The 21,304-nt window shown below is 64.7% G+C and carries 17 protein-coding genes; 15 read left to right on the top strand and 2 right to left on the bottom strand.

Annotated features, from left to right (window positions below; translation table 11 throughout):
• Positions 1-551 precede the first annotated feature (551 nt).
• From WJ542_RS21890 to WJ542_RS21880, 3 genes are read left to right on the top strand one after another with little or no spacing between them, the layout of a single operon-like run.
• Positions 552-1,631, top strand: coding sequence for an aromatic ring-hydroxylating dioxygenase subunit alpha (locus WJ542_RS21890; protein WP_411191586.1), 1,080 nt, complete (start codon positions 552-554; stop codon positions 1,629-1,631).
• Positions 1,628-3,625, top strand: a complete 1,998-nt coding sequence (locus WJ542_RS21885) for a thiamine pyrophosphate-binding protein (RefSeq protein ID WP_411191585.1) — start codon at positions 1,628-1,630, stop codon at positions 3,623-3,625. The genes WJ542_RS21890 and WJ542_RS21885 overlap by 4 nt, the downstream gene beginning before the upstream one ends.
• A gap of 11 nt (positions 3,626-3,636) precedes the next feature.
• Positions 3,637-5,004 carry a polysaccharide pyruvyl transferase family protein gene (locus WJ542_RS21880; RefSeq protein WP_411191584.1) on the top strand — a complete coding sequence of 456 codons (1,368 nt, stop codon included), beginning with the start codon at positions 3,637-3,639 and terminating at the stop codon, positions 5,002-5,004.
• A gap of 50 nt (positions 5,005-5,054) precedes the next feature.
• On the opposite strand, the gene WJ542_RS21875 is transcribed toward WJ542_RS21880, so the two are convergent.
• Entirely contained in the window at positions 5,055-5,720 is a 666-nt protein-coding gene (locus tag WJ542_RS21875) for a DUF3455 domain-containing protein (protein ID WP_411191583.1), read from the bottom strand.
• Between the two features lie 216 nt (positions 5,721-5,936).
• Positions 5,937-6,899: a LysR substrate-binding domain-containing protein gene (locus tag WJ542_RS21870; RefSeq protein ID WP_411191582.1), complete on the bottom strand. Its 963-nt coding sequence runs from the start codon at positions 6,897-6,899 to the stop codon at positions 5,937-5,939.
• A gap of 416 nt (positions 6,900-7,315) precedes the next feature.
• On the opposite strand from WJ542_RS21870, the gene WJ542_RS21865 reads away from it, so the two are divergent.
• From WJ542_RS21865 to WJ542_RS21810, 12 genes are all read left to right on the top strand, one after another.
• Complete coding sequence (locus WJ542_RS21865; RefSeq protein ID WP_411192520.1) at positions 7,316-8,251, top strand: ABC transporter substrate-binding protein; 936 nt, start codon at positions 7,316-7,318, stop codon at positions 8,249-8,251.
• Between the two features lie 120 nt (positions 8,252-8,371).
• Positions 8,372-9,886 (top strand): sugar ABC transporter ATP-binding protein, encoded by a 1,515-nt coding sequence (locus tag WJ542_RS21860; RefSeq protein WP_411191581.1) that lies wholly within the window; start codon positions 8,372-8,374, stop codon positions 9,884-9,886.
• Complete coding sequence (locus WJ542_RS21855) at positions 9,883-10,923, top strand: ABC transporter permease (protein ID WP_411191580.1); 1,041 nt, start codon at positions 9,883-9,885, stop codon at positions 10,921-10,923. The genes WJ542_RS21860 and WJ542_RS21855 overlap by 4 nt, the downstream gene beginning before the upstream one ends.
• Positions 10,920-11,999, top strand: coding sequence for a galactofuranose ABC transporter, permease protein YjfF (yjfF, locus tag WJ542_RS21850; protein WP_411191579.1), 1,080 nt, complete (start codon positions 10,920-10,922; stop codon positions 11,997-11,999). Before WJ542_RS21855 ends, yjfF begins: the two co-directional genes overlap by 4 nt.
• A gap of 47 nt (positions 12,000-12,046) precedes the next feature.
• On the top strand, positions 12,047-13,039 hold the full coding sequence (locus tag WJ542_RS21845) for an aldose epimerase family protein (protein ID WP_411191578.1): 993 nt from the start codon (positions 12,047-12,049) through the stop codon (positions 13,037-13,039).
• A 48-nt stretch (positions 13,040-13,087) separates the two neighbouring features.
• Entirely contained in the window at positions 13,088-14,161 is a 1,074-nt protein-coding gene (locus tag WJ542_RS21840) for an aldose epimerase family protein (protein WP_411191577.1), read from the top strand.
• Positions 14,162-14,207: 46 nt separating this feature from the next.
• Positions 14,208-15,140 carry an SMP-30/gluconolactonase/LRE family protein gene (locus tag WJ542_RS21835; protein ID WP_411192519.1) on the top strand — a complete coding sequence of 311 codons (933 nt, stop codon included), beginning with the start codon at positions 14,208-14,210 and terminating at the stop codon, positions 15,138-15,140.
• Positions 15,141-15,191: 51 nt separating this feature from the next.
• Positions 15,192-16,766, top strand: a complete 1,575-nt coding sequence (locus WJ542_RS21830) for a methyl-accepting chemotaxis protein (RefSeq protein ID WP_411191576.1) — start codon at positions 15,192-15,194, stop codon at positions 16,764-16,766.
• A gap of 404 nt (positions 16,767-17,170) precedes the next feature.
• Complete coding sequence (locus WJ542_RS21825; protein ID WP_411191575.1) at positions 17,171-19,570, top strand: Tar ligand binding domain-containing protein; 2,400 nt, start codon at positions 17,171-17,173, stop codon at positions 19,568-19,570.
• Positions 19,571-19,588: 18 nt separating this feature from the next.
• Positions 19,589-20,323 (top strand): methyl-accepting chemotaxis protein, encoded by a 735-nt coding sequence (locus tag WJ542_RS21820; RefSeq protein ID WP_411191574.1) that lies wholly within the window; start codon positions 19,589-19,591, stop codon positions 20,321-20,323.
• Positions 20,320-20,859: a hypothetical protein gene (locus tag WJ542_RS21815; RefSeq protein ID WP_411191573.1), complete on the top strand. Its 540-nt coding sequence runs from the start codon at positions 20,320-20,322 to the stop codon at positions 20,857-20,859. Before WJ542_RS21820 ends, WJ542_RS21815 begins: the two co-directional genes overlap by 4 nt.
• A 28-nt stretch (positions 20,860-20,887) precedes the next feature.
• Positions 20,888-21,253: a response regulator gene (locus WJ542_RS21810; protein WP_411192518.1), complete on the top strand. Its 366-nt coding sequence runs from the start codon at positions 20,888-20,890 to the stop codon at positions 21,251-21,253.
• The last annotated feature ends 51 nt before the right edge of the window (positions 21,254-21,304 follow it).

Genomic DNA, 21,304 nt, shown 5'->3' with positions numbered 1-21,304 from the left:
CCAAAGGTTGCGCGTTAGTTTGCCCAGTGCGGTTGCCAGCCGCGCAATCGAACGCTACGGATGTTCATAAATCAGGGTTGTAACGAATTGTTTCGATGGAAGCGCTGCCAGTCGGCGTCATGGCGACAGGGTGCATCGTTAAAGCGGCATTTTAAAAGCGATACGCGCTGAAATGGCCGCCGTACGGGCGCAAGCGATTATGGGCGCGCAAGTCGGTATTAATTTCGGTGTCATTGAGCATAGACGGTAAGCTTGACTCGCATTCGTCGTAATCACCTGTCTTGCAAGGCATTTCCCGACCTTACGGATCTGCAAGCCAGTTTCAGATTTTTTGAGCATTGCCCGTGCGCTTCAATGGGCGCTTTTTCGCACCGGCATGAGCTTAATTGAAACTCCGTGACGTAGGTCTATTTAGACTCGCTTCAAACGGCGTTCGTCATTCGCGCTTTAACCCCGCTTTAAATACTGGCTCACCGTTGCGAACGGCCGCGCCGATCGGGTGCATTGCCGCGGCTTTCGGCTTTCAATCCGTCCATTGTCCGGGTGTATCGATGTCATTCCTGCTGAACACGTGGTATGTCGCCGCGTTCGCGCATGAGGTCACCGGCGCCGAGCCGCTTGCGCGTACGCTGCTCGGGCGGCCGGTCGTGCTGTACCGCGACGGCGAGGGCCGCGCGCGCGTGCTCGACGACCGCTGTGCGCATCGCTTCGCGCCGCTGTCGCGGGGATGCGTCGTCGACGGCGCGCTCGAATGTCCGTATCACGGCTTGCGTTTTGACGGCGACGGTCGTTGCGTGCACAACCCGCATGGCGACGGGCGCGTGCCGTCGCAGGCGCAGGTGCGCGCGTATCCGGCGCTCGAACGCTTCGGCGCGATCTGGTTCTGGCCGGGCGACCCGGGGCGCGCCGATGCGGCGCTGCTGCCCGCGTTCCCCTTCGTCGAGCCGCGGACGAATCTCACGCATCACGGCTATCTGAAGACCTGTGCCCACTATCAGCTAAGCGCCGACAACCTGCTCGATCTGAGTCACTTCCAGTTCCTGCATCCGGACACGCTCGGCAGCGAAGCGATTGCGCGCGGCGATGTCGAGACGAGCAGTGCCGCCACGACGGTCTGGGTGCGTCGCTCGACGTTCGATGAAACGCTGCAGCCATTCGTTGCCGAAGGCTTCGGCGTGCCGCAGGGCATGCGCGTCGATCGCTGGATGGATGTGCAGTGGGTGCCGCCCGGGCTGCTCACGATCGTGGTTGGCGTGACCGGAGCGGGGATGCCGCGCGAGGCGGGCCGCATCGCACCGTCCGCGCACTGGCTCACGCCCGAGACCGGGCGCACGACGCACTACTTCTTCGCGTTCGGCCTGCCGGACGAGATGGGCGACGCCGGCCGCGAGCTGGTGCGTTACGCGGTGGACGGACTGATGAAGCCGTTCGAGCTCGAAGATCTGCCGATGCTCGAAGCGCAGCAGCGCAATCTGGGCGAACTGGATTTCTGGGCCGCGCAGCCCGCGCTGCTGCCCATCGACCAGGGCGCGATCCGCGCGCGCCGCATCATGGAAAGGCTGCTTGCGCGCGAGCGCGACGCGCGGGAGGCGCGCGCGATCCGGCTGGGGTCCGCCGTCGCGGCGGCATGATGGCGACGCCGCTCGAAGCGCCGGAGGTGCGCGATTCGGCCGCTGCGTCGTTGAACGCGGTGTGGGTGGCGTGCGTCGTCGAGATGCTGGTTGCGGCCGGCGTGCGGCACGCGGTGCTGTGTCCGGGCGGCCGTGCGAGCGCGATGTGTCTCGCGCTCGACGCGCATCCGGGCATTAGCGTCGAGATGGTCAGCACCGACGAGCGCAGCGGCGCGTTCGTCGCGCTCGGTCTGGCGAAGGCGGGCGGCACGCCGGCCGCGGTCGTCACGACGTCGGGCTCCGCGATCGCCAACGTTTTGCCCGCGCTGACCGAAGCCGATGCGAGCGATATCCCGCTCGTCGCGATCAGTTGCGACCGGCCGCGCGTGCTGCGGGGCGCGAGCTTCGGGCAGATGGCCGATCATCTCGGCGCGACCCGCGCGTTCGTGCGCGCGCAGGCGGACCTCGACGATCCGTGCGATTCGGCCGGCGCGGTGCTCGCGATGCGCGCTCAGGTCACGCAGGCGCTCGCGGCGATGCTGGGTCGGGTGCCGGGCGATGCGTTGCCGTTGCCGCGCATCGACGCGTTGCCGTCGCCGCGTCGTGCAACGCGCGGGCCCGTGCATGTGAACGTGCCGCTTACGGGCGTGTACGACGCGGTGGAGACGCACGCCGTGTCGGCCGATACCGTGCGCGCCGCACGCACCTGCGCGGCGCTGCCGGCCGCGCAAGGGGCGTCGTACTCATCGTGCTCGTCGTCTGATACGTCGCGGTGCGATGCCGGCTCAGATCCTGTGCCCGGGATCGTCGCTCGCGTGATGGCGCGGGTGAAGGCCGCGCGCGCCGAGCAGTCACCGCGTGCGGGCATCGACGGTGTCATCGTCGTCGGTCCGGAACCGGCGGTGCCGTTGCGGGCGATATGTGCGCTCGCCCGGCGCACCGGCTTTCCGGTGCTCGCGGACGTGGCGAGCGGCCTGCGCGCGGGACACGATGCGCTGTCGCCCGACGCGGCATTGCGCGGCGAAGCGGGGGCGTTGATCGTCAGTGCGTTCGACGTGCTCGGCGCCGGCCGACTCGCGCGCGCGCATCCCGAGCTTGTGATCCGCTTTGGCCTGGCGCCGGTGCTGCCGACGCTGCACACATGGTTCGAAACGCACGGCGACGCGCCGACGATCCGCATCTCCCCGCAACGCATCGCTTACGACTATCTGCATCGCGGGCTCGATCCGCGCGATGTGCTGGTGGCGCCGGCGGCCGACGCGCTCGGCGTTCTGGCGGACGGCCTTTGCCGCGCCGCGGCCGTCGATGCCGACGCTGACGCCGACGCCGATGTTGCCGCTCACCTTCGCGCCGCGGTGCGCACCGCGTGGCGCGAGCGCTGGGCGAACGTCGCCGCGCAGGCGGCGCGCGAGCGGCGCGCGTGCGTCGCCGCGCTCGGCTGGGGCGAAGTGGTTGCGGTGCATCGCGTGCTCGCGGCGCGCGGCTTTGCGTTCGTGCACATCGGCAACTCGATGCCGATGCGCCACGCGGACATCGGCTACGACCTGCGCGCCGGGCCGCAGGACGTCTACGCGAGCCGCGGCGTGAGCGGCATCGACGGCACGCTGTCGACGTTCGTCGGCGAGGCGCTCGCGCGCCGCGAGCCGGGCCTGCTGGTGCTCGGCGATCAGGCGTTCGTGCACGATCTGTCCGCGCTCGCGGCAGCTCAGCGGGTGACGACGCCCGCGTGCGTCTGCGTGATCGACAACGGCGGCGGCGCGATTTTCGACTTTTTGCCGGTGGCGCGCGAAGCCGGTTTCCGGCGCGCGATCCGCAATCCGTATGCGATGCATCTTGCGGCGCTCGCGCAGGGCTTCGGTCTCGCGCATCGCCGCGCCGACAGCCGCGCGACGCTGGATGCGGCGCTCGACGATGCGCGCCGTCACGCGGGCGTGACGATCGTCGAGATCGTGGTCGACGCCCATTCCGGCATCGCGCAGATCGCGCAGCTCGCTCGCGCGGTCGGAGCCGCATGATGGACCGGCCGATGGATGACGACGACCCGGTGCGCCGCTCGTATCGCGCGCTGCATCGTTATGCGAGCGCCGCGCAGCCGGACGAAGTGTTTCTCGACGACATGCAGGCGCGCATCGACGCCGCGCATCGCGGACGGGCCGGGCACGACGAAGCGCGGCGCGCGAGCGATGGACGCGCGCTGCGTGTGCTGCTGCTCGGCTATACCGGCGCCGGCAACACCGGCGCCGATCTGCGCACGATTGAAACCATCGCGCAGCTGCGCCGCCTGTTCGCGCCGCGCGAGGTCGCGCTGACGCTGTTCGCGCTCGGCAACTGCTTCGACCATCCGCTGCTCGCCGCTACGCCGAAGTTCGTGCCGTCGCTGCCGTATCTGCCCGATGCGCTCGATGCGGCGATTCGCGACGCCGATGTGGTGCTCAACGTCGAAGGGTCCACCTACACGTCGAAGTTCTCGGACTCGCTCGCCGGGGTGCTGGTCGGCGGCATCGCGCTCGCGCGCGCACATGGGCGTCCGGCGCTTGCCTACGGCGTCGACAGTGGAGCGATGAGCGAAGCGCTGACGCGCTTCGTACGGCGCAATGCCTCGCACGGCGCCCGGGTGATCTGCCGCAACGACGCGGCGTGCACGCAGCTCGACGCGCTGGGCGTGAGCACGACACGCGGCAGCGATACCGCGTGGACCTGGCGCGCGCCCGCGCCGCCGCGCGCGGACGGGGCCGCACGCATCGCCGTGCTGTGTCCGAACAACCCGTGCTGGTGGCCGGTGCGAGCCGACGCGGCGCGCGCCCGCGCGCTCGACGCGAGCGGCGGAACGTCGCCGCATCGATACGGGCCGCTGCATTTCCAGAGCTGGGATGCGCAGCGTGCAACGGCGTACGACGCGTATCTCGATCGTTATGCGGCGATCGCGGCTGGCTTGCGGCAGCGTGGCTACACGCCGGTGCTGGTTGGCATGGAGCGACTCGACAGCGCGGCGTGCGCCGACGTTGCCGCACGCGTGCCGTTCGCGATCGATCGGGTCGTGCGCGGCGCACACGCGCTCGACGCGGTGGCCGCGACAGTCGCGCACGCGCACTGCGTCGTCACGACGCGCTATCACGCCGCGGTGCTCGCGATGTCGCACGGCGTGCCGGTATTCGGGCTGTCGATGGATGCGCGCATCGACCGCCTCCTCGATGAGGCCGGCTGCGGCGAATGGCATGCGCGGTGCGATGCGGACGATGCGGTGCGGCGCTGTCTCGCGCGCATCGAAATGCTGGAGCAGGGGACGCTGCGGACGGCGCTGGCCGATGCGCTTGACCGGTACGCACGGGCAGAGCGTATGCGCTTCGACGAGATGGGTGCGCAGGTGGTGGAGGCGGTGTCGGATCTGGCCTGACCGGTTCCATACCACCTTGCCTTGCCGTAGGCGTGCTACGCGACGGCGGCTCAGTGCGTGGGCAGCACGGCGACGGACGAGGGCTGCGGCATCGGGACCGGCTGTACGGCCGCGGCCGGTGCCTGCCCTTTCGTGCGGTAGATCATGTAGGTCGCCTGGTACGGCACGTACAGATGCTCGCCTTCCTGTGTGCATTCGGGCTGCGACGGCAGCCCGCCCGTCGTGTCGATGCGCTGGATCGAGCTCACGTTCGCGAAGCGTCCGTCGCCGCGGCGCGGCGTTGCGACGAACTTCACCGTATAGCGTGTCCAGTTCAACGTGTCCGGCTTCACCTGGCTTTGCGCGAACGGCGTGCCGACCACGTAACTGCCGTCGTACGCGAGGAAGTGGCAGGCGGGCGCCACCGTGCCGATGCCTTCGCCGTCGGCGTCGACTAGCTTTGCCTCGGAGCCGTCTTCCTCCCAGAACAACTGCGTGCCGTCGGCGGCGGCGCCGGGCGGGAGCGGTACCGCGAAACTGGCCGGAGACGGCGGCGTGCGGCGGCAGATGTACCTTTCGTCGCCTTGCGATGTCGTCGCGACTTCCTGCAGCACTTCGTCAGGGCTGGCCTGAAGGTTCGCGGGCAGCGATGCGTTCGCGGTCGGCGGGACGGGCGGCGTGCAGCCGCCGAGCGCGAGCAATGCGCCGAGACTCGACAGCAGTACGCCGGACAACACGGCGGATCGACGGCGGCGGGCGTGTTCGCGAAGGGCTTTCATCGGGCGAGGGACCGGACAGGCGGATCAGGAGTGCCAACAGGCGATGCTGCTATCAGACCCGATCCGGCGCTCCCGCGCCCGCGGTGACACGAAGCGCCGGATAGCGGTGCGCAGGGATCGCGTCCAGAGGCTGCTTTAATCCGCTATGCTCCGGGGCTTCGAGAAGACGCTATTTCACACATGATCGCGGCCGGGAGAGTCATAGGTCTCGCGGCTTGCCTCCCGCAGTGCGTCGATCATCAACACGGCGGCAGGCGAAAGCAACTTGTCCGCGTGGGTGATCAGTCCAAAGTCGTCCATGCTGCACTCCATCCGCAAAGGCAGGATTTCCGCCATGCCGTGATGGGCGTAGTAATGCGCAACGTCTTCCGCGAGCAGCGCGATCATGTCAGTCTTCTCGATCGTGCGCGTAATGAAGAGGAGTGCGGACGTTTCCACAACGTTGGATGGGGGGGCCAGGCTTTCGCGCTGGAACATGAGTTCGAAGCGATGCCGCAGGACACTGCCGGGCGGCGGTACGATCCACGCGCTGCGCTGGACGTCGGGCAGCCCAACCGGTGCCGCGCCCAGCAGTGGATGGCCCCGCCGAACCATCGCGCGAACGGGTTCGCCGGCCAGGGGTTCGTAGCGAAGCTGAAGCTTGTCGTGTTCTGCCGACAGGCGTCCGATCACGATATCGAGTTTGTCTTGCGCCAATCGTTCGAGCAGCGCGTTGCTGGTGTCGATCTCGACCGAGATGCGTACCTTCGCGTGCATACGCTTGACCGCGGCGACGGCATCCGGTAGCAAACGCACGCCGGGCGACGTGATCGCACCCACGGCGACGTGGCCGAGCCGGCCGGCCCTTAACGCACTCAACTCTTCCTGCGCCTGGTCGAGGCTGCCCAGCACCACGCGCGCGTGGCGGATCAGCGCCTCGCCGTATAGCGTGGGCCGCATGCCGCGCGGCAGCCGCTCGAAGAGCACCGCATCGAGCATCTCCTCCAGCTCGCGCAGCAGCTTCGACGCGGCAGGCTGCGTCATGTTCAGCGCAACCGCGGCGCGGTGAACATTGCCTTCGTCAGCCAGGGCGACGACAAGGAGCAATTGCCGCGTTTTCAGCCGGGTCCGAACGTACCAGGGGCTCGTATCTAGCATGTCTTTTCCTGACTCCCGCAACGGTTTCTTAGTATTTACACCAATGCCTGACTTGATATCAGAGGCGGCCGTATTTTCATTGGAAGGGTATCAGAAACCTTCGTAGACTGTCCCGAATCCTGAATCTGATTACCTGACGATGCCGGCATTCAGCGGTTGCTTACCAGCGGATTCGGGAAGGACAAGATCTTCGGTTTGCCGCACAAGACCACGGACGATGAAGGCGGCTTCAACGCGCTGCCGCCGGTGCGAAATACATAGGTATACAAACTATTTTACAGAAAAACCGATAACTGGTAAGGAGGTCGAACGAAAGTAACTCCCGTACGTTCAGGTGATCACGAGAAATAGCAGCTACAAAGTCAAGGCACAGGAGACAGAAATTGAAGCTTGTCAGGAAAATCGCACTCGGCACGATGGTTGGCGCGGCACTCGCACTGGCTGCGGGAACCAGCGCATTTGCGCAGGAAAAACAGATCACGCTCGGGTTCTCCCAGGTGGGAGCCGAAAGTGCATGGCGCACTGCCAACACGGTCTCGGTAAAGACGGCGGCGAAGGACGCCGGCATCAATCTGAAATTCTCGGACGCGCAGCAGAAACAGGAGAATCAGATCAGGGCAATTCGCTCGTTCATCGCGCAGAAGGTGGACGTCATCGCTTTTTCGCCCGTTGTCGAGTCCGGCTGGGAGCCGGTGCTCGAAGAAGCGAAGCGCGCGAAGATTCCTGTGATTCTCACGGATCGCGCCATCGACGTGAAGGATCCTTCGCTGTACACGACGATGATCGGTTCGGACTTCATGGAGGAGGGCCGGCGCGCGGGCCACTGGCTTGAGGACCACTACAAGAACGATCCGGGCCCCGTCAACATTGCCGAACTGCAGGGCACGGTGGGCTCGGCGCCGGCCAACGATCGCCATGCCGGCCTGATGGAAGTGATCAAGAACGATCCGAAGTTCAAGATCATCGCGTCGCAAAGCGGCGACTTTACGCTTGCCGGCGGCAAGCAGGTGATGGAGGCGTTTGCGAAGACGTACGGCAAGCAGATCAACGTGGTTTATGCCCATAACGACGATATGGCGCTTGGCGCGATCCAGGCCATGGAGGAAGCGGGCATCAAGCCGGGCAAGGACGTCACGGTGGTTTCCTTCGACGCGACGAAGGGCGGTTTCCAGGCCATGGTGGACGGAAAGATCAATGTGGATGTCGAATGCAGCCCGCTGCTCGGCCCGCAGTTGATGGCCGCGGTCAAGGATATCGTGGCGGGCAAGCAGGTGCCGCGGCGCATCGTGACCGACGAGGGCATCTTCCCGATGAACGTCGCAGCGGAAGTCATGCCGACCCGCAAGTATTGATCGATTGATCGGCAATTCATACGGTGCCGCCGACCGTCGCGGTCCGGAGCCTCGTTCCGGACCGCGGCGTCGCCGTCCCTGACCATTTTGGCGAGGCTGTCCGATGGCCTCGCGAAGACCATGACCCACGTACCCATTCTCGAAATGACCGGCATCGACAAGACGTTCCCGGGCGTCAAGGCGTTGCAGAAGGTCGATTTTCGGCTGTTTCCCGGCGAGATTCATACGCTGATGGGCCAGAACGGCGCAGGTAAATCCACGCTCATCAACGTGCTCACCGGCGTGTTCGGGCACGATCGCGGCGAGATCAGCCTGGCGGGGCAGGCGGTGCGGTTTGCCGCGCCCCTGGAAGCCGAGGCCGCCGGAATCCAGACGCTTTATCAGGAAGTGAACCTGTGCCCGAACCTCTCCGTGGCCGAAAACATCTTCGCCGGCCGGCAGCCGAAAAAGCGCGGCGTGATCGACTGGGCGGCGATCAACGAACGCGCCCGGGAGGCATTGGCGAGTCTCGATCTCGTCATCGACGTGACGCGTTCGCTCGATTCGTATCCGATCGCAGTCCAGCAAATGGTGGCGATTGCGCGCGCCGTGTCGGTCGATGCGAGGGTTCTCGTTCTCGACGAGCCCACGTCGAGTCTCGATGACGGCGAGGTCGCGCGGCTCTTTGCGGTGCTGCGCAGGCTGAAGGAGTCGGGCATGGCGATTCTGTTCGTCACGCACTTTCTCGAGCAGACCTATGCCGTATCCGATCGCATCACCGTCATGCGCAACGGAGAGCGCGAAGGCGAGTATCTGGCGAAGGACTTGCCCGTCGAGCTGCTGGTCGCGAAGATGACCGGCCGCGAGGGCATGGGCGAAGCCATGAAGGCCGGGCCATCGGGCGCTCCACCCGAAGACGCGGCGGCCATGCCGTTCCTTTCCATGCAGGGTGTGGGCCGCCGGGGGCTGATGAGCCCCGTCGACCTCGACGTGCGCGCCGGGCAGATCGTGGGTCTTGCCGGGCTGCTCGGGTCCGGCCGCACCGAAATCGCACGGCTGGTGTTCGGCGCCGAACGCGCGGATACCGGCGCGATGATCATCAACGGGCGCAGTGCGAAGCTCGCTTCCCCGCGCGACGCGGTTCGCCACGGGATTGCCTATTGTCCGGAGGATCGCAAGAAGGAAGGCATCGTCGCGGCGTTGTCGATTCGCGAAAACATCATTCTTGCGCTGCAGGCCCGACGCGGATGGTGGCGCATGCTCAGCCGCGCCCGTCAACGCGAAATGGCCGAGCACTACATCGCCCAGCTCGGTATCAAGGCGCGCGACGCCGAACAGCCAATCGGGCTGCTCTCGGGGGGCAACCAGCAAAAGGTGCTGCTCGCGCGCTGGCTGGCGACCGATCCGAAACTGCTGATCATGGACGAGCCGACGCGAGGCATCGACGTCGCCGCGAAGTTCGAGATCATGGATCGCGTGCGCGCGCTGTGCGCGAAAGGCCTCTCGATCCTCTTCATCTCGTCGGAGATGAGCGAGGTCGTTCGTATCAGTCACCGGGTCGCCGTCTTGCGCGACCGGCGCAAGGTGGCGGAAATTTCCGGAGAAGCTCTCTCGGAGGATCAGGTGTACCAACTCATTGCCGGAGGCCAGTCATGAAGCGAATCCGCGCCGCGTTCCGGCATCCGCTGATCTGGCCGGTCCTCACGCTCGTCATGCTGATTCTGCTCGATCTCGCCCATCGCGCAAGCTTTCTTTCCATCACGGTACTGGACGGTCATTTGTTCGGCGCGCCCATCGATATCCTGAATCGCGCCGCGCCGCTCGTGATCGTCTCCCTGGGCATGACGCTCGTCATTGCGACATGCGGGATCGACATCTCGGTCGGGGCAACGGTGGCCATCGCCGGCGCGGCCGCCGCGATCATTCTCGCGGCGGCTCCGTCGCACGTCGGCATCGCGCTGGCTGCCGCCCTTGCCGTGGGCTTGCTGGCCGGCATGTGGAATGGCCTGCTCGTCGCGTTCGTGGGCATGCAGCCGATCATCGCAACGCTGATCCTGATGGTCGCCGGCCGCGGCGTCGCCCAATTGCTCACCGGCGGCCAGATCATCCCCATTGGCGCACCGGGCTATCTCCGGCTGGGCGACGGCTATCTGGCCATGGTTCCCTGCTCGGTCTGGATTGCCGTCGTCGTGACGCTCGCGCTCGCGCTTCTGGTCAACCGCACGGCTCTGGGACTCTTCGTTCGTTCGATCGGCATCAATCCCGTCGCTTCGCGCCTGGTCGGGCTGCGTTCGAGTGCGATCGTATTCAGCGTCTATGTGATTTGCGGACTGATGGCCGCGATTGCCGGGATCATCACGAGCTCGAACGTACGGAGTGCAGACGGAAACAACGCCGGGCTGCTGCTGGAACTCGACGCGATTCTCGCGGTGACGCTGGGCGGCACATCGCTGCTGGGCGGCCGTTTCAGTCTCGCCGGCACGGTACTCGGCGCATTGATCATCCAGACGCTGACCTATACGACCTATTCGATCGGCGTGCCGCCGGAGGCCACGCTTGTCGTCAAGGCGGTCGTGGTGATCGTCGTCAGCGTGATCCAGTCGGAGGCTGCGCGCGCCGTGTTGTTCAAACACATGAAACACCTTCTTTCTTCGGCGCCTGCACGCGCATCCTCCGGAACGACCCCATCATGAAGAAGCTGACCGGCCGGCTGGCCGACCCAAGAACCTTGCCCATCGTCGCGACGATCGTGCTGTTTGCCGCGCTGTTCGGATTCGGCTCCGTGATGTATACCGGCTTCTTTTCGATGCAGGTACTCACGGGCCTGTTCGTGGACAACGCCTTCCTGCTGATCGTGGCGATTGGCATGACGTTCGTGATCCTGGCCGGCGGTATCGACCTGTCGGTCGGCGCCGTTGTTGCGCTGACCACGATACTGTGCGCCGTCGGCGCGGAATGGCTGCATTGGCCTATCTGGATCATCGTACCGATCGTGCTGGCGTTCGGCGCGCTTTACGGCGCGGCGATGGGGGCGCTGATCCATTATTTCCGGCTGCAACCGTTCATCATCACGCTCGCCGGGATGTTTCTGGCCCGTGGCGCGTGCTTTCTGATTACGACCGAGTCCATCACGATCAACGAGCCGACCTTCCACGCCGTAGCGGCGTTGAGCATCCCGGTCGGCGGCGGTTCGCTCAATGCGGGTGCGCTTGTCGGCATCGCAGCACTCGTTGCCGCGATTTTCATCGCCCACTTCACCCGCTTCGGACGCAACGTCTATGCCATCGGCGGCAACGAGCGCTCGGCGTTGCTGATGGGTTTGCCCGTCGCGCGCACGAAGGTCGGCGTTTACGCATTGAGCGGTTTTTGTTCGGCGCTGGGAGGGGTCGTGTTTACGTTGTATGTGCTCTCCGGGTACGGGCTGCAGGCGCAGGGGATGGAACTGGACGCCATCGCGGCGACGGTGATCGGGGGAACGCTGTTGACCGGCGGAGTCGGCTACGTAATCGGTTCGCTGTTCGGCGTCGGGATTCTCGGCACCATCCAGACGCTGATCACGTTCGACGGTACGCTGAGCTCGTGGTGGACGCGTATCGTGATTGGAGGGCTGCTCTGCGTGTTTTGCCTCCTGCAGCGAGTTATCGAGCGGCATGCGGGGCGGCGTCGCGCGGGTGGCGCCGGTCTCGACTCGAAGCCGAATGCGCCATCGGCCGGCGGGCAGCGCAGGCCCGATACGGGTGAGCGCGGCGACCTTGCCAGAGCTACGTGACGACGCGCGGTTGAGATGCCATCTGTCTGATCGGGGAGGGAAACGACATGTTCGATACCCGGAAGGCTGATCTGCTACGAGGCAGATCGGCGCAGGTCGAGCGAGTTGCCGGACGTGAGCGCGGTGCGGCGGAAAGAGGGCTTCACCGGCAGACGTTTTCCAACGCGTATCTGAACGTCGAGATCGTGTCGGGGAAGCGCGGCGGGGTGGCACGATTTGACTGGAACGACCGGGGCAGATGGGCGTCCGTGTTCCGGCGGGCGCATGGGCAGGGTGATCGCCCGGGATTCGGCCCATTGTCGTGTTATCCCCTCATCCAGATCGCGGATCCGGGCAACGCGATACGGACCTCGGCGTTGCCCCGCGGCGTCGCATTGCCGGACCGGATGACGAATCCGGTCGAGGGGGCCTGTGCGCTTCCCGGAGAGGACTGGACGGTCGACGTCGTGGAAGAAAAGATGGTCCGTCTGAAAGCGGCATGCACCGATCTTTACCGGGCCAGTCAGACCTACTGGATTGACGGACCCACACTGGAAATGACCGTCGAAGTCGAGAACATGAGTCCCGGTTCGCTGGCGTGCGGAATCGGTATTCATCCGGTCATCGTGCGCGATCCGGATACCTGGCTCAGTGCGCCGGCAAGCGGGCTGTGGATCGAGGGAAGAGCGGGGCAGAGCGCGGGATTCATCCCGACGCCATCCCCATGGCAATTCGGGGTGACCTACCCGTTACCCGCGACGAAGATCGACCACGCATTTACCGGTTGGGGAGGGAAGACGCTGGTCGAATGGCCCGCGCGCCAGTTCTCCCTGGTGATCGAGGCCAATACCGATAGTTATCGCCTGCATGCCGTTCCGGGAGAGGACTCGTTCTCCTTCGAGGTGGCCAATGACCGGGCAGAAAGCTGCCGCGTTCAGGATGCCGGGGATCTGTGCGGGCTGACGGTGCTGGCGGCCCGGGAAACGCTGATGCGCCGGACCCGTTTTGCCGTCGAGCGTCTTGGATCGCTGACCAGAACGGCGCGCAAGCCTTCGAAATAATCCGCGGTCCGGACAAGGGAAAAGAATGATCAAGGTTGCCTTCTGGGAATGCTTCCTGACGGAAGAAGCGTGCGTACCTGGTTCCTCACGAATTCGCAAGGCGGTTGCGTACGCATCAGCGACCTCGGCGCAACACTGGTGTCGTGGATTGCACCGGATAAGCATGGCATGGGTGGGGACATCCTGCTGGGACACGACACGCCGGAGGAGTACCTCAAATCGGGCGCCTATATGGGCGCGCTTGTCGGGCGTTGGGCCAACCGGATTGCCGGTGCGCATTTCACGCTGGATGGCGTCGGATATGCCCTGACGCCGAACGAAGGGGCAAATCTGCTGCACGGCGGACCCGGCGGATTTCACCAGCGGCTATGGAAAGCAGAACAGGACCGCGATTCCGTGGTTATGCGGCTGGAGTCTCCCGATGGAGACGGCGGCTTTCCGGGAAACCTGCAGGTGGAGGTGCGCTATACGCTGAGCGACGATCATGCGCTAACCATTGAATACGCAGCGCAGACCGACCGCCCGACCCCGGTGAACCTGACCAGTCACCCCTATTTCAATTTGTCGGGACAACCGGGTCGCGACATCCTGCAGCATCGCTTGATGATCGATTCCGGCGCGTATTTCGAAATCGACGATGAACTGATTCCGCAGCGGCGCGAGTCGGTGAGCGGCAGTCCGTTCGATTTTCGCGAGGACGCCGTCATCGGTTCCAGGCTTCGCGTTCCGCATCCTCAGTTCGAACTGGCCCAAGGCTTCGACCACTGTTACGTGCTGGATGGCGAGGCGAGCGGGGCCGAAAAGGCGGGAGCGAACGGCACGCCGAAAGTGCGTGGTGTAGCGACGGTCGTAGAGCCCGAAAGCGGGCGTGTGCTGTCTGTCGAGACGGACCAGCGCGGGCTGCAATTCTATAGCGGAAACCGGCTGGAAGGGCTGCGGGGGCGAGGTGGCCTGGCGTACCGGCGGCATTCGGGACTGTGTCTCGAGGCAGGCGGCTTTCCCGACCAGATCAATATGCCGGACAGTCCTGCAACGATTGTGACGGGCGGGAAGCCATACCGGCAGGTGACGGTGTATCGCGCAGGCGTGGCGAAGCCGGGCAGCGAAGCGGGGGGCCAATGAGATGGCGCGCGGCGTTACTGCAGAAGCGACCCGGAAAATCGGCTTGTTGACCTCTTCGCGGTCCCTGGCCGGGTCAAGCGAGGCAGGCGACCCGGCGCGCGTCGAGCTGAAGATCAACAGCCGATGCAGTCTCGGCGAAGCCGCTACCTGGTGCGCCCGAAGCGGACGGTTGTTCTGGGCCGATATCGATGGCGCGGTGCTCTGGATCTACGACTCCAGAAAGGCGTGGAGCACTTCGTTGCAGATGCCCGAGCGCCTTGCCTGCCTGGCCCTATGCAAGGACCCGCGATACCTGCTGCTCGGGCTCGAAACACGTCTTGCCTTGTTCGACATGATTGCAGGGAGCATCACGAGCCTCGTGGAGGTCGAGCCGGATCTGCCCACGCGCCTCAATGACGGTCGCTGCGACCGCCAGGGGCGATTCGTGTTTGGGACGAAGCACGACGTGGATTGTCCCGAGGCCATAGGTGGCTTCTACCGGTTGAATCGCGATTTATCGCTGGAGCGATTACCGTTGCCGGCGTGCGCCATCGCCAACGGCATCGCGTTCAGTCCGGACGGACTCGCCATGTACTACTGCGACTCGCCTTCGCGGGAGATCCGGATTTGCGACTATCCCTCATGTCGGAACGACCGCCTGTTTATCCGGTTGGGGCGCGAAGAAGGGGTTCCGGACGGGGCCGCGGTGGACAGCGAAGGCGGACTCTGGAGTGCGCGATGGGGCGGCTCCTGTGTTGTGCGTCATGCGCCGGACGGCCGCGAAACAAAGCGTATTCATTTGCCCGTCACTCAGCCGACATGCGTCGCATTTGGAGGGCTGGCGCTGAATACGTTGTACGTGACCAGCGCGCACTGCGGCCTTGACGAGGATGACGCCAGCCGCTCGGCCGGTGCCGGCGGCGTGTTCGTTGCTGAGCCGGGTATCTCGGGCATCGCGGAGCCATTGTTCGAATTCCATAAAGATGCTGCCGGAAAATAGTTGGGTTGTACGTATCGAGTCAATTTCAAAAGATAATGTTGCGGGGGTAGTATGCTCAAAGGTCTTACGATCCGAAGCGGGCTGACGGGGGTGATTCTCGTATTTGTCGCGATCCTTGCCGTGGTGAGTGCCGCGGGAATTGTCGCGCTGAAGCTGAACAACGATGCGCTGCGTGCGATGTATGAGGTCGACACCCATGCGCTGGTCGCGCTGAAGACCAGCGACGCCCTCCTTCAGCGTGCCCGCGTTTCGCTCGACAGCTACCTCTCGCTTTACGGGCTGGGCGACCCGGAGCCCGCCTTGCTCGACGGCGCCCGTCGAGATCTGCAGGATTCCGAAACGGAGTTCTCGTCCTATCTTTCGTTGCAGCCGCAGAACGCCGATTCGGCTGCCGTCCGGCAACTGGCCGCGCGCCGCCGGATAGTTCTCGACAAGTCGGTGCTTCCGGCCGCGGTTGCGCTCGGCCATATGGACTTCGGCCGCTTCAAGGAGCTTCAGGGGAAGGCCACGCAGGAAGCGGTGGCGTCTTATCAGAGTTCGATGAAGGAACGCGAGAGCGCCGTTATCGACTCGCAGCGGAAGCGCTATGCCGAAGCACAGTCCCGCTTTCATTCGATGGTGATCGTGCTGGCGGGAATGTCGATAGTCGCGCTTGCCGTGGGGGTGATTGCGAGGCTGATCCTGGTGGGGATCATTGTGCGCCCGATCGTCGAAATCAAGACGCACCTCGCCCGCATTGCCTCGGGCAATCTGCAAGGCGAGGTGCTGGTCGGGTACCGGAACGAAATGGGACTGCTCCTTGCCGACGTGCGGACAATGCAGGAGGCGCTGGTGCGAACGGTTCGCAGCGTTCGCAGCGGTACGGAGACCATCAATCTCGGAGCGCAGGAGATTGCCTCGGGGAGCGCGGATCTGTCCCGGCGAACCGAGCATCAGGCGGCATCGCTCGAATTTGCGGCAGCAAACATGGCGCAACTGACGCGGGTGGTCAAGGAGAACGCGGAGGCAGCCGATACCGCGAGCCGACAAGCGCTGATGGCCTCTCAAACCGCTTCTGCCGGAGGGGATGCGGTTCAGGAGGTCGTCAGGACCATGCAAGGGATCTCTATCCATTCCAGCAAGGTGGCGGAGATCGTGAGCCTGATTGAAAGTATTGCCTTTCAGACCAACATACTCGCGCTGAATGCGGCCGTCGAAGCCGCTCGCGCAGGAGAGCTCGGGCGCGGATTTGCCGTCGTGGCCAGTGAGGTCAGAAGTCTCGCCCAACGAAGCGCTCAGGCCGCAAAGGAGATCAAGCATTTGATCGACGCCACGGTCGGAAAAATGACAGAGGGTTCTTTGCTCGCGGAGAGGGCGGGTAGCATCATGACCGAGGTGGTATCGTCCGTTACCGCGGTAAGCGGCTTGATGGCCGATGTCCATCGGGCCACCGAGGAGCAGAGCCACGAGATCAGGCAGGTGAGCGACGCGGTCGTGCAAATGGACAGAACGACGCAACAAAATGCGGCCCTTGTCGAACAGGCCGCCGCCGCGGCCCAATCGCTCAAGGAGCAGGCAGCACTGCTGGACGACGTCGTTTCGGAATTCAAGATTGCAACGGATCCGGCTATTCCTCATTCATGGTAAGGATTCCGGATGCCGACTGTCATTCGTAACGACCGCTGTACTGCCATTGCTGTCCCCTCCGCCGTCCGTAGAGCACAACGTAGGTGACTCTCGCAGGCGCCTCCATCAGGACCGGCGGAGAGTTCCCTGAGGAACTGCGGGTTTACATGTAAGGATTTCCTTAAATTCGCCGCTCGCACCCGGGGCTTGGGTAGAAACCCTGATCTATACATAGGAAGCCATACCATATCGATGGGGGTAGGGAATACCGTTGTGGCCGGTCGCTAAAGGTTTGCCAAACCAAACCGATATCGTAGAAATGGACAAAAAATTCCGGCAGAGAATCGTCCATGCGCGTATCACCACACCACAACGGAGGGTAGCGAGCCCTGTTCGCACCAATGCGAACTCGCGCGCGCGACGATATGTTCAAACGCTTAACGATACAGAATGGGCTCACGCTCACGATTGCGGGCTATACGCTCGCGTTGATCGCCACGATGCTAGTCGCCGTGCTGGGTCTCAAGCAGAGCAACGATGCACTCAAGCAGTCGTACGCGACCGATACGGTAGCGCTCACCCACCTGAAGACGAGTTCCGAGCTGATGCTGCAAGTGCAGTTGGCGCTCGGCAACTACGAGACACTGTTTTCCATGGGGCGCGCGAGCGACGACCTGCTGCCGAAGGCGCGCGCGGTGCTCAAGGCGAGCGACGACAACTGGGCGGCGTATCTGGCCAAGCCGCGCAACGCCGAGGAGTCCCGCGCCGCCGACGCGGTGCAGGTGGCCCGGGCGGCCCTCATCAAGCAGGCGCTCGAGCCGGAGTTCGCGCAGCTTTCGCAAAACGACTACTACAAATTCCACAACACCCGGGGCGAGGCCGATTCGCTCAACACCCGATATGAGCGGGCGATGAGCGCGCTTGAAGCGTTGCAGGTGGATCACCAGCAGGCGCGCTTCGACAGCGCGCAGGCGCAGTTTCATCGGCTCATGATCGCGGCGGCCGTGATCGCGCTGGCGGCGCTCGGCATTGGTCTCGGCGCGCGCGCCGCGCTGGCGGCGGTGATCGGGCGGCCGCTGGCCCGCATGCAGTCGATGATGAGCGAGATCGCATCGAGCCAGGACTTCACGCGCCGCGTTCCGGTGGGGCGGATGGACGAAATCGGGCGCTCGATCGTCGCGTTCAACGAGATGATCGAGAAGATCCAGCAAAGCTCCGCGCTGCTCAAGCAGAAGACCGCCGACATCCAGGCGATGCTGCAGAACATTCAGCAGGGCATGCTGACGGTGGTCGACGGCGCGCTCGTGCACGCCGAATACTCGGCCTATCTGGAGGCGATCTTCGAGACGAAGGAGATCGCCGGGCGCCCGGTCATGGAGCTCGTGTTCGACCACACGAATCTGAACTCCGACCTGCGCGCGCAGATCGATGCCGCGATTCATGCCTGCATCGGCGAGGACGCGATCAACTTTACGTTCAACCAGCACCTGCTCGTGAACGAGATTGCCCGGACGATGCCCGACGGCCGCGTGAAGACGCTCGACCTGAGCTGGTCGGCGATCAGCGACGAGAACGACACGGTGATGCGCCTCATGCTCTGCGTGCGCGACGTGACCGAGCTGCGGCAGCTTGCCGCCGAGGCGGGCGAGCAGAAGAGCCGGCTGGAGATGATCGGCGAGATTCTCGCGGTCAGCGAAGAGAAGTTCCACCATTTCGTCGACAGCGCAACAGGCTTCGTCAACGAGAATGAGCGGATCATTCGCCAGCACGCGCAGGCCGACAGCGCGGCGATTGCCGAACTGTTCCGCAACGCGCACACCATCAAGGGGAATGCGCGAACCTATAGCCTGCAGCATCTCACGAGCATCGTGCACGAGACCGAGCGGCGCTACGACGCCCTGCGCCGCAACGATGTCAGCGAAGAGTGGAATCAGGAAGTGCTGATTGCGGACCTCGAACGCGTGAAGGCCGCAATCGAGCGCTACAGGACGATCAACGACGTGAGCCTGGGCCGCAAGGAAGCGGGAAGCCACGGCAGCGCCGAACGCTACCTGATGGTCGACCGCGGGCATATCCAGGAGAGCCTGCGCATGCTGGAAGCGGTGGACCCGGTCGACGTTCGCGGCCTGCTGACGATGCGCGACTCGCTGTACCGGAGCTTGCGCATCCTCGGCACCGAAACGATCGAGGACGCCTTGTCGGGCGTGCTCGGGTCGTTGCCGTCGCTGGCGCGGGAGCTGGGCAAGGAGCCGCCCGTCGTGCGCATCGACGACGACGGCTACCGCGTGGACAAGCAGGTGAGCAGCACCCTGAAGAACGTCTTCATGCACCTGATTCGCAACTCGGTCGATCACGGCATCGAGACCGCGGCTGTGCGAGTCGCGCAAGGCAAGCCGGCGGCCGGCACGATCGCCGTTCGGGCCGGCCTCGACAGGGGCGCACTGCAGATCACCCTGAGCGACGACGGTCGCGGCCTCGCGCTCGGGCGTATCCGCAGCATCGCGAGTGCGCGCGGTTGGCTCGATGACGACACGCCATTGAGCGACGAACTGGTCGCCGACTTCATTTTCCACGCCGGCTTCTCGACTGCTGAAAAGGTCACGGAAGTGTCCGGGCGCGGCGTCGGCATGGATGCGGTTCGGGATTTCCTGAAGCGCGAGGACGGCAGCATCCAGTTGCGCTTCACCGACGACCGGCGCGGCGCCGACTACCGTCTGTTCCAGATCGTGGTCTGCCTGCCGGCGCGGTGCGCGGTGCACAGCATGGGCGGCGCGGCGCAGGCGCAGGAAGCGATGCCGTTGCAGGTCGACGCGCTGTCCGATTGAGTCACCGGGAGAAGGGTAGTGGCAGAACGATATGGAATCCTGATTGTGGTGCTTGCGCTCGGCCTTCTGGCTGCGTTCGCGGCGGCGTGGTTCGAGCGGCGCCGCGGCGCGCAGGCGCTCGCGCAGCAGCGCGCCGATGCCGAGGTGCGCCATGGCGCCGCGCTAGCGCAAGCCGATGCCCGGCATCGGGAGCAGATCGAGCAGGAAAGGCGCGAACTCGATTCGCTCGTCGCGAGCCTGCGCGACGACCTGGCCCAGCGCTCGGCGAGCGAGGGCGAAGCCCACGCGGAGCACGCCGCCGTGCTTGAGCTCAAGAGGGAATGCGGGCGGCAGGCGGCATCCATCGCGGACGAAGCGGCCCGGCTCAAGACACTCGCCGTAACGTTCGAGCGCTGGCATGAGCAGATGATCTCGCTGATGGCGCAGAACCAGGAGATGCACAGCAAGAACCAGGAGCTGTCGTCGATTGTCGCGCACGTGCTGATCGTGTCCTTGAACGCGTCGATCGAAGCGGCGCGCGCGGGCGCCGCCGGACGCGGCTTCTCGGTCGTGGCGAGCGAGGTGCGTACGCTCGCGTCGCGCTCGCAGGAACTGTCGAAGAGCTATCGGGACAGCCTGCATCGCAACGACCTGATCACGACTGCGACCTTCCAGGACATTCAGGCAGGCGGCAAGATGATCGTCGCGTCGCTTGGCGGCGTCGCCGCGCTCGCGAACCAGCTTCAATTCAGGCTCGAACAGGCGGCGACGTGATCAGCGAGCCAGCGAAAGACAGCATCGAGCGGATCTTCCGCCAGGCCGCGCGCCTGCGCCTGACGGCCAGCGCAGGCGATTCGTGCGAAGTCGTGCAGGGCGCGCGACATGAGGGCACGTCGGGCGACGAGTTGATCGTGCTGACGATTTCCTCGATCGCTTTCAGGTTGCTGCTGGTCCTGCGTTTCGACAACGACGAGGCCACACGCGCCTACTACCTCGGCAGCGGGGAGGCGACGCTGGAGGAAAGGCTGCTCGAAATCTGCAACCTGTGCTGTGGCGCGATGAACCACCAGCTTGTCGAGTACTTTCCGGATCTCGGGATGTCGACGCCCTACGTGCTCAGCGGCCACTGCGCGTCGTATCTGGCTCAACTGAAGCCCGATTTCCTCGCCTCGTATTGCGTGACGGTTAACGGTACCGTGCAGCTTGGCGCGACGGTATGCGTTTGTGCCGATGCGCCGCTCGATTTCGTGGCGCGCGTCGCCGAGGTCGCCGACGTTGCCGAGGGCGTCGGCGAGCTCGAACTTTTCTGACAACCCGGTAACCCGAGAGGAATGCATGATGGCGAAGATTCTGGTGGTGGACGATTCGAGCACCGTACGCGACGAGGTAGCGGGCTTCCTGAGAAAGAACGGCCTCGACGTGGACACGGCGATCGACGGCAAGGACGGTCTCGCGAAGCTGCGCACGAGCCCGGGCACCCGGCTCGTGATCAGCGACGTGAACATGCCGAACATGGACGGGCTGACCATGGTCGAGAAGATCCGCGGCGAACTTGCGAACCTGAGCGTCAACGTGATCATGCTGACGACGGAAAGCAGCCCGGCGATGAAGGAGCGCGGCAAGGCCGCCGGCGTGAAGGGCTGGATCGTCAAGCCGTTCAAGGGCGAAGCGGTGCTCGAGACGTTCCGCAAGCTCGCGGGCTGAACGGGCGGCGGGGAAACGGCCGGGGCAATCGACAAGAAAACCGGAGGAGAC

Source organism: Paraburkholderia yinzeri, from assembly GCF_046581065.1.
In the GTDB taxonomy this organism is placed as follows: domain Bacteria; phylum Pseudomonadota; class Gammaproteobacteria; order Burkholderiales; family Burkholderiaceae; genus Paraburkholderia.
Note: the sequence above shows the minus strand (reverse complement) of the source record. Positions and strands in the feature narration are given on the sequence as shown.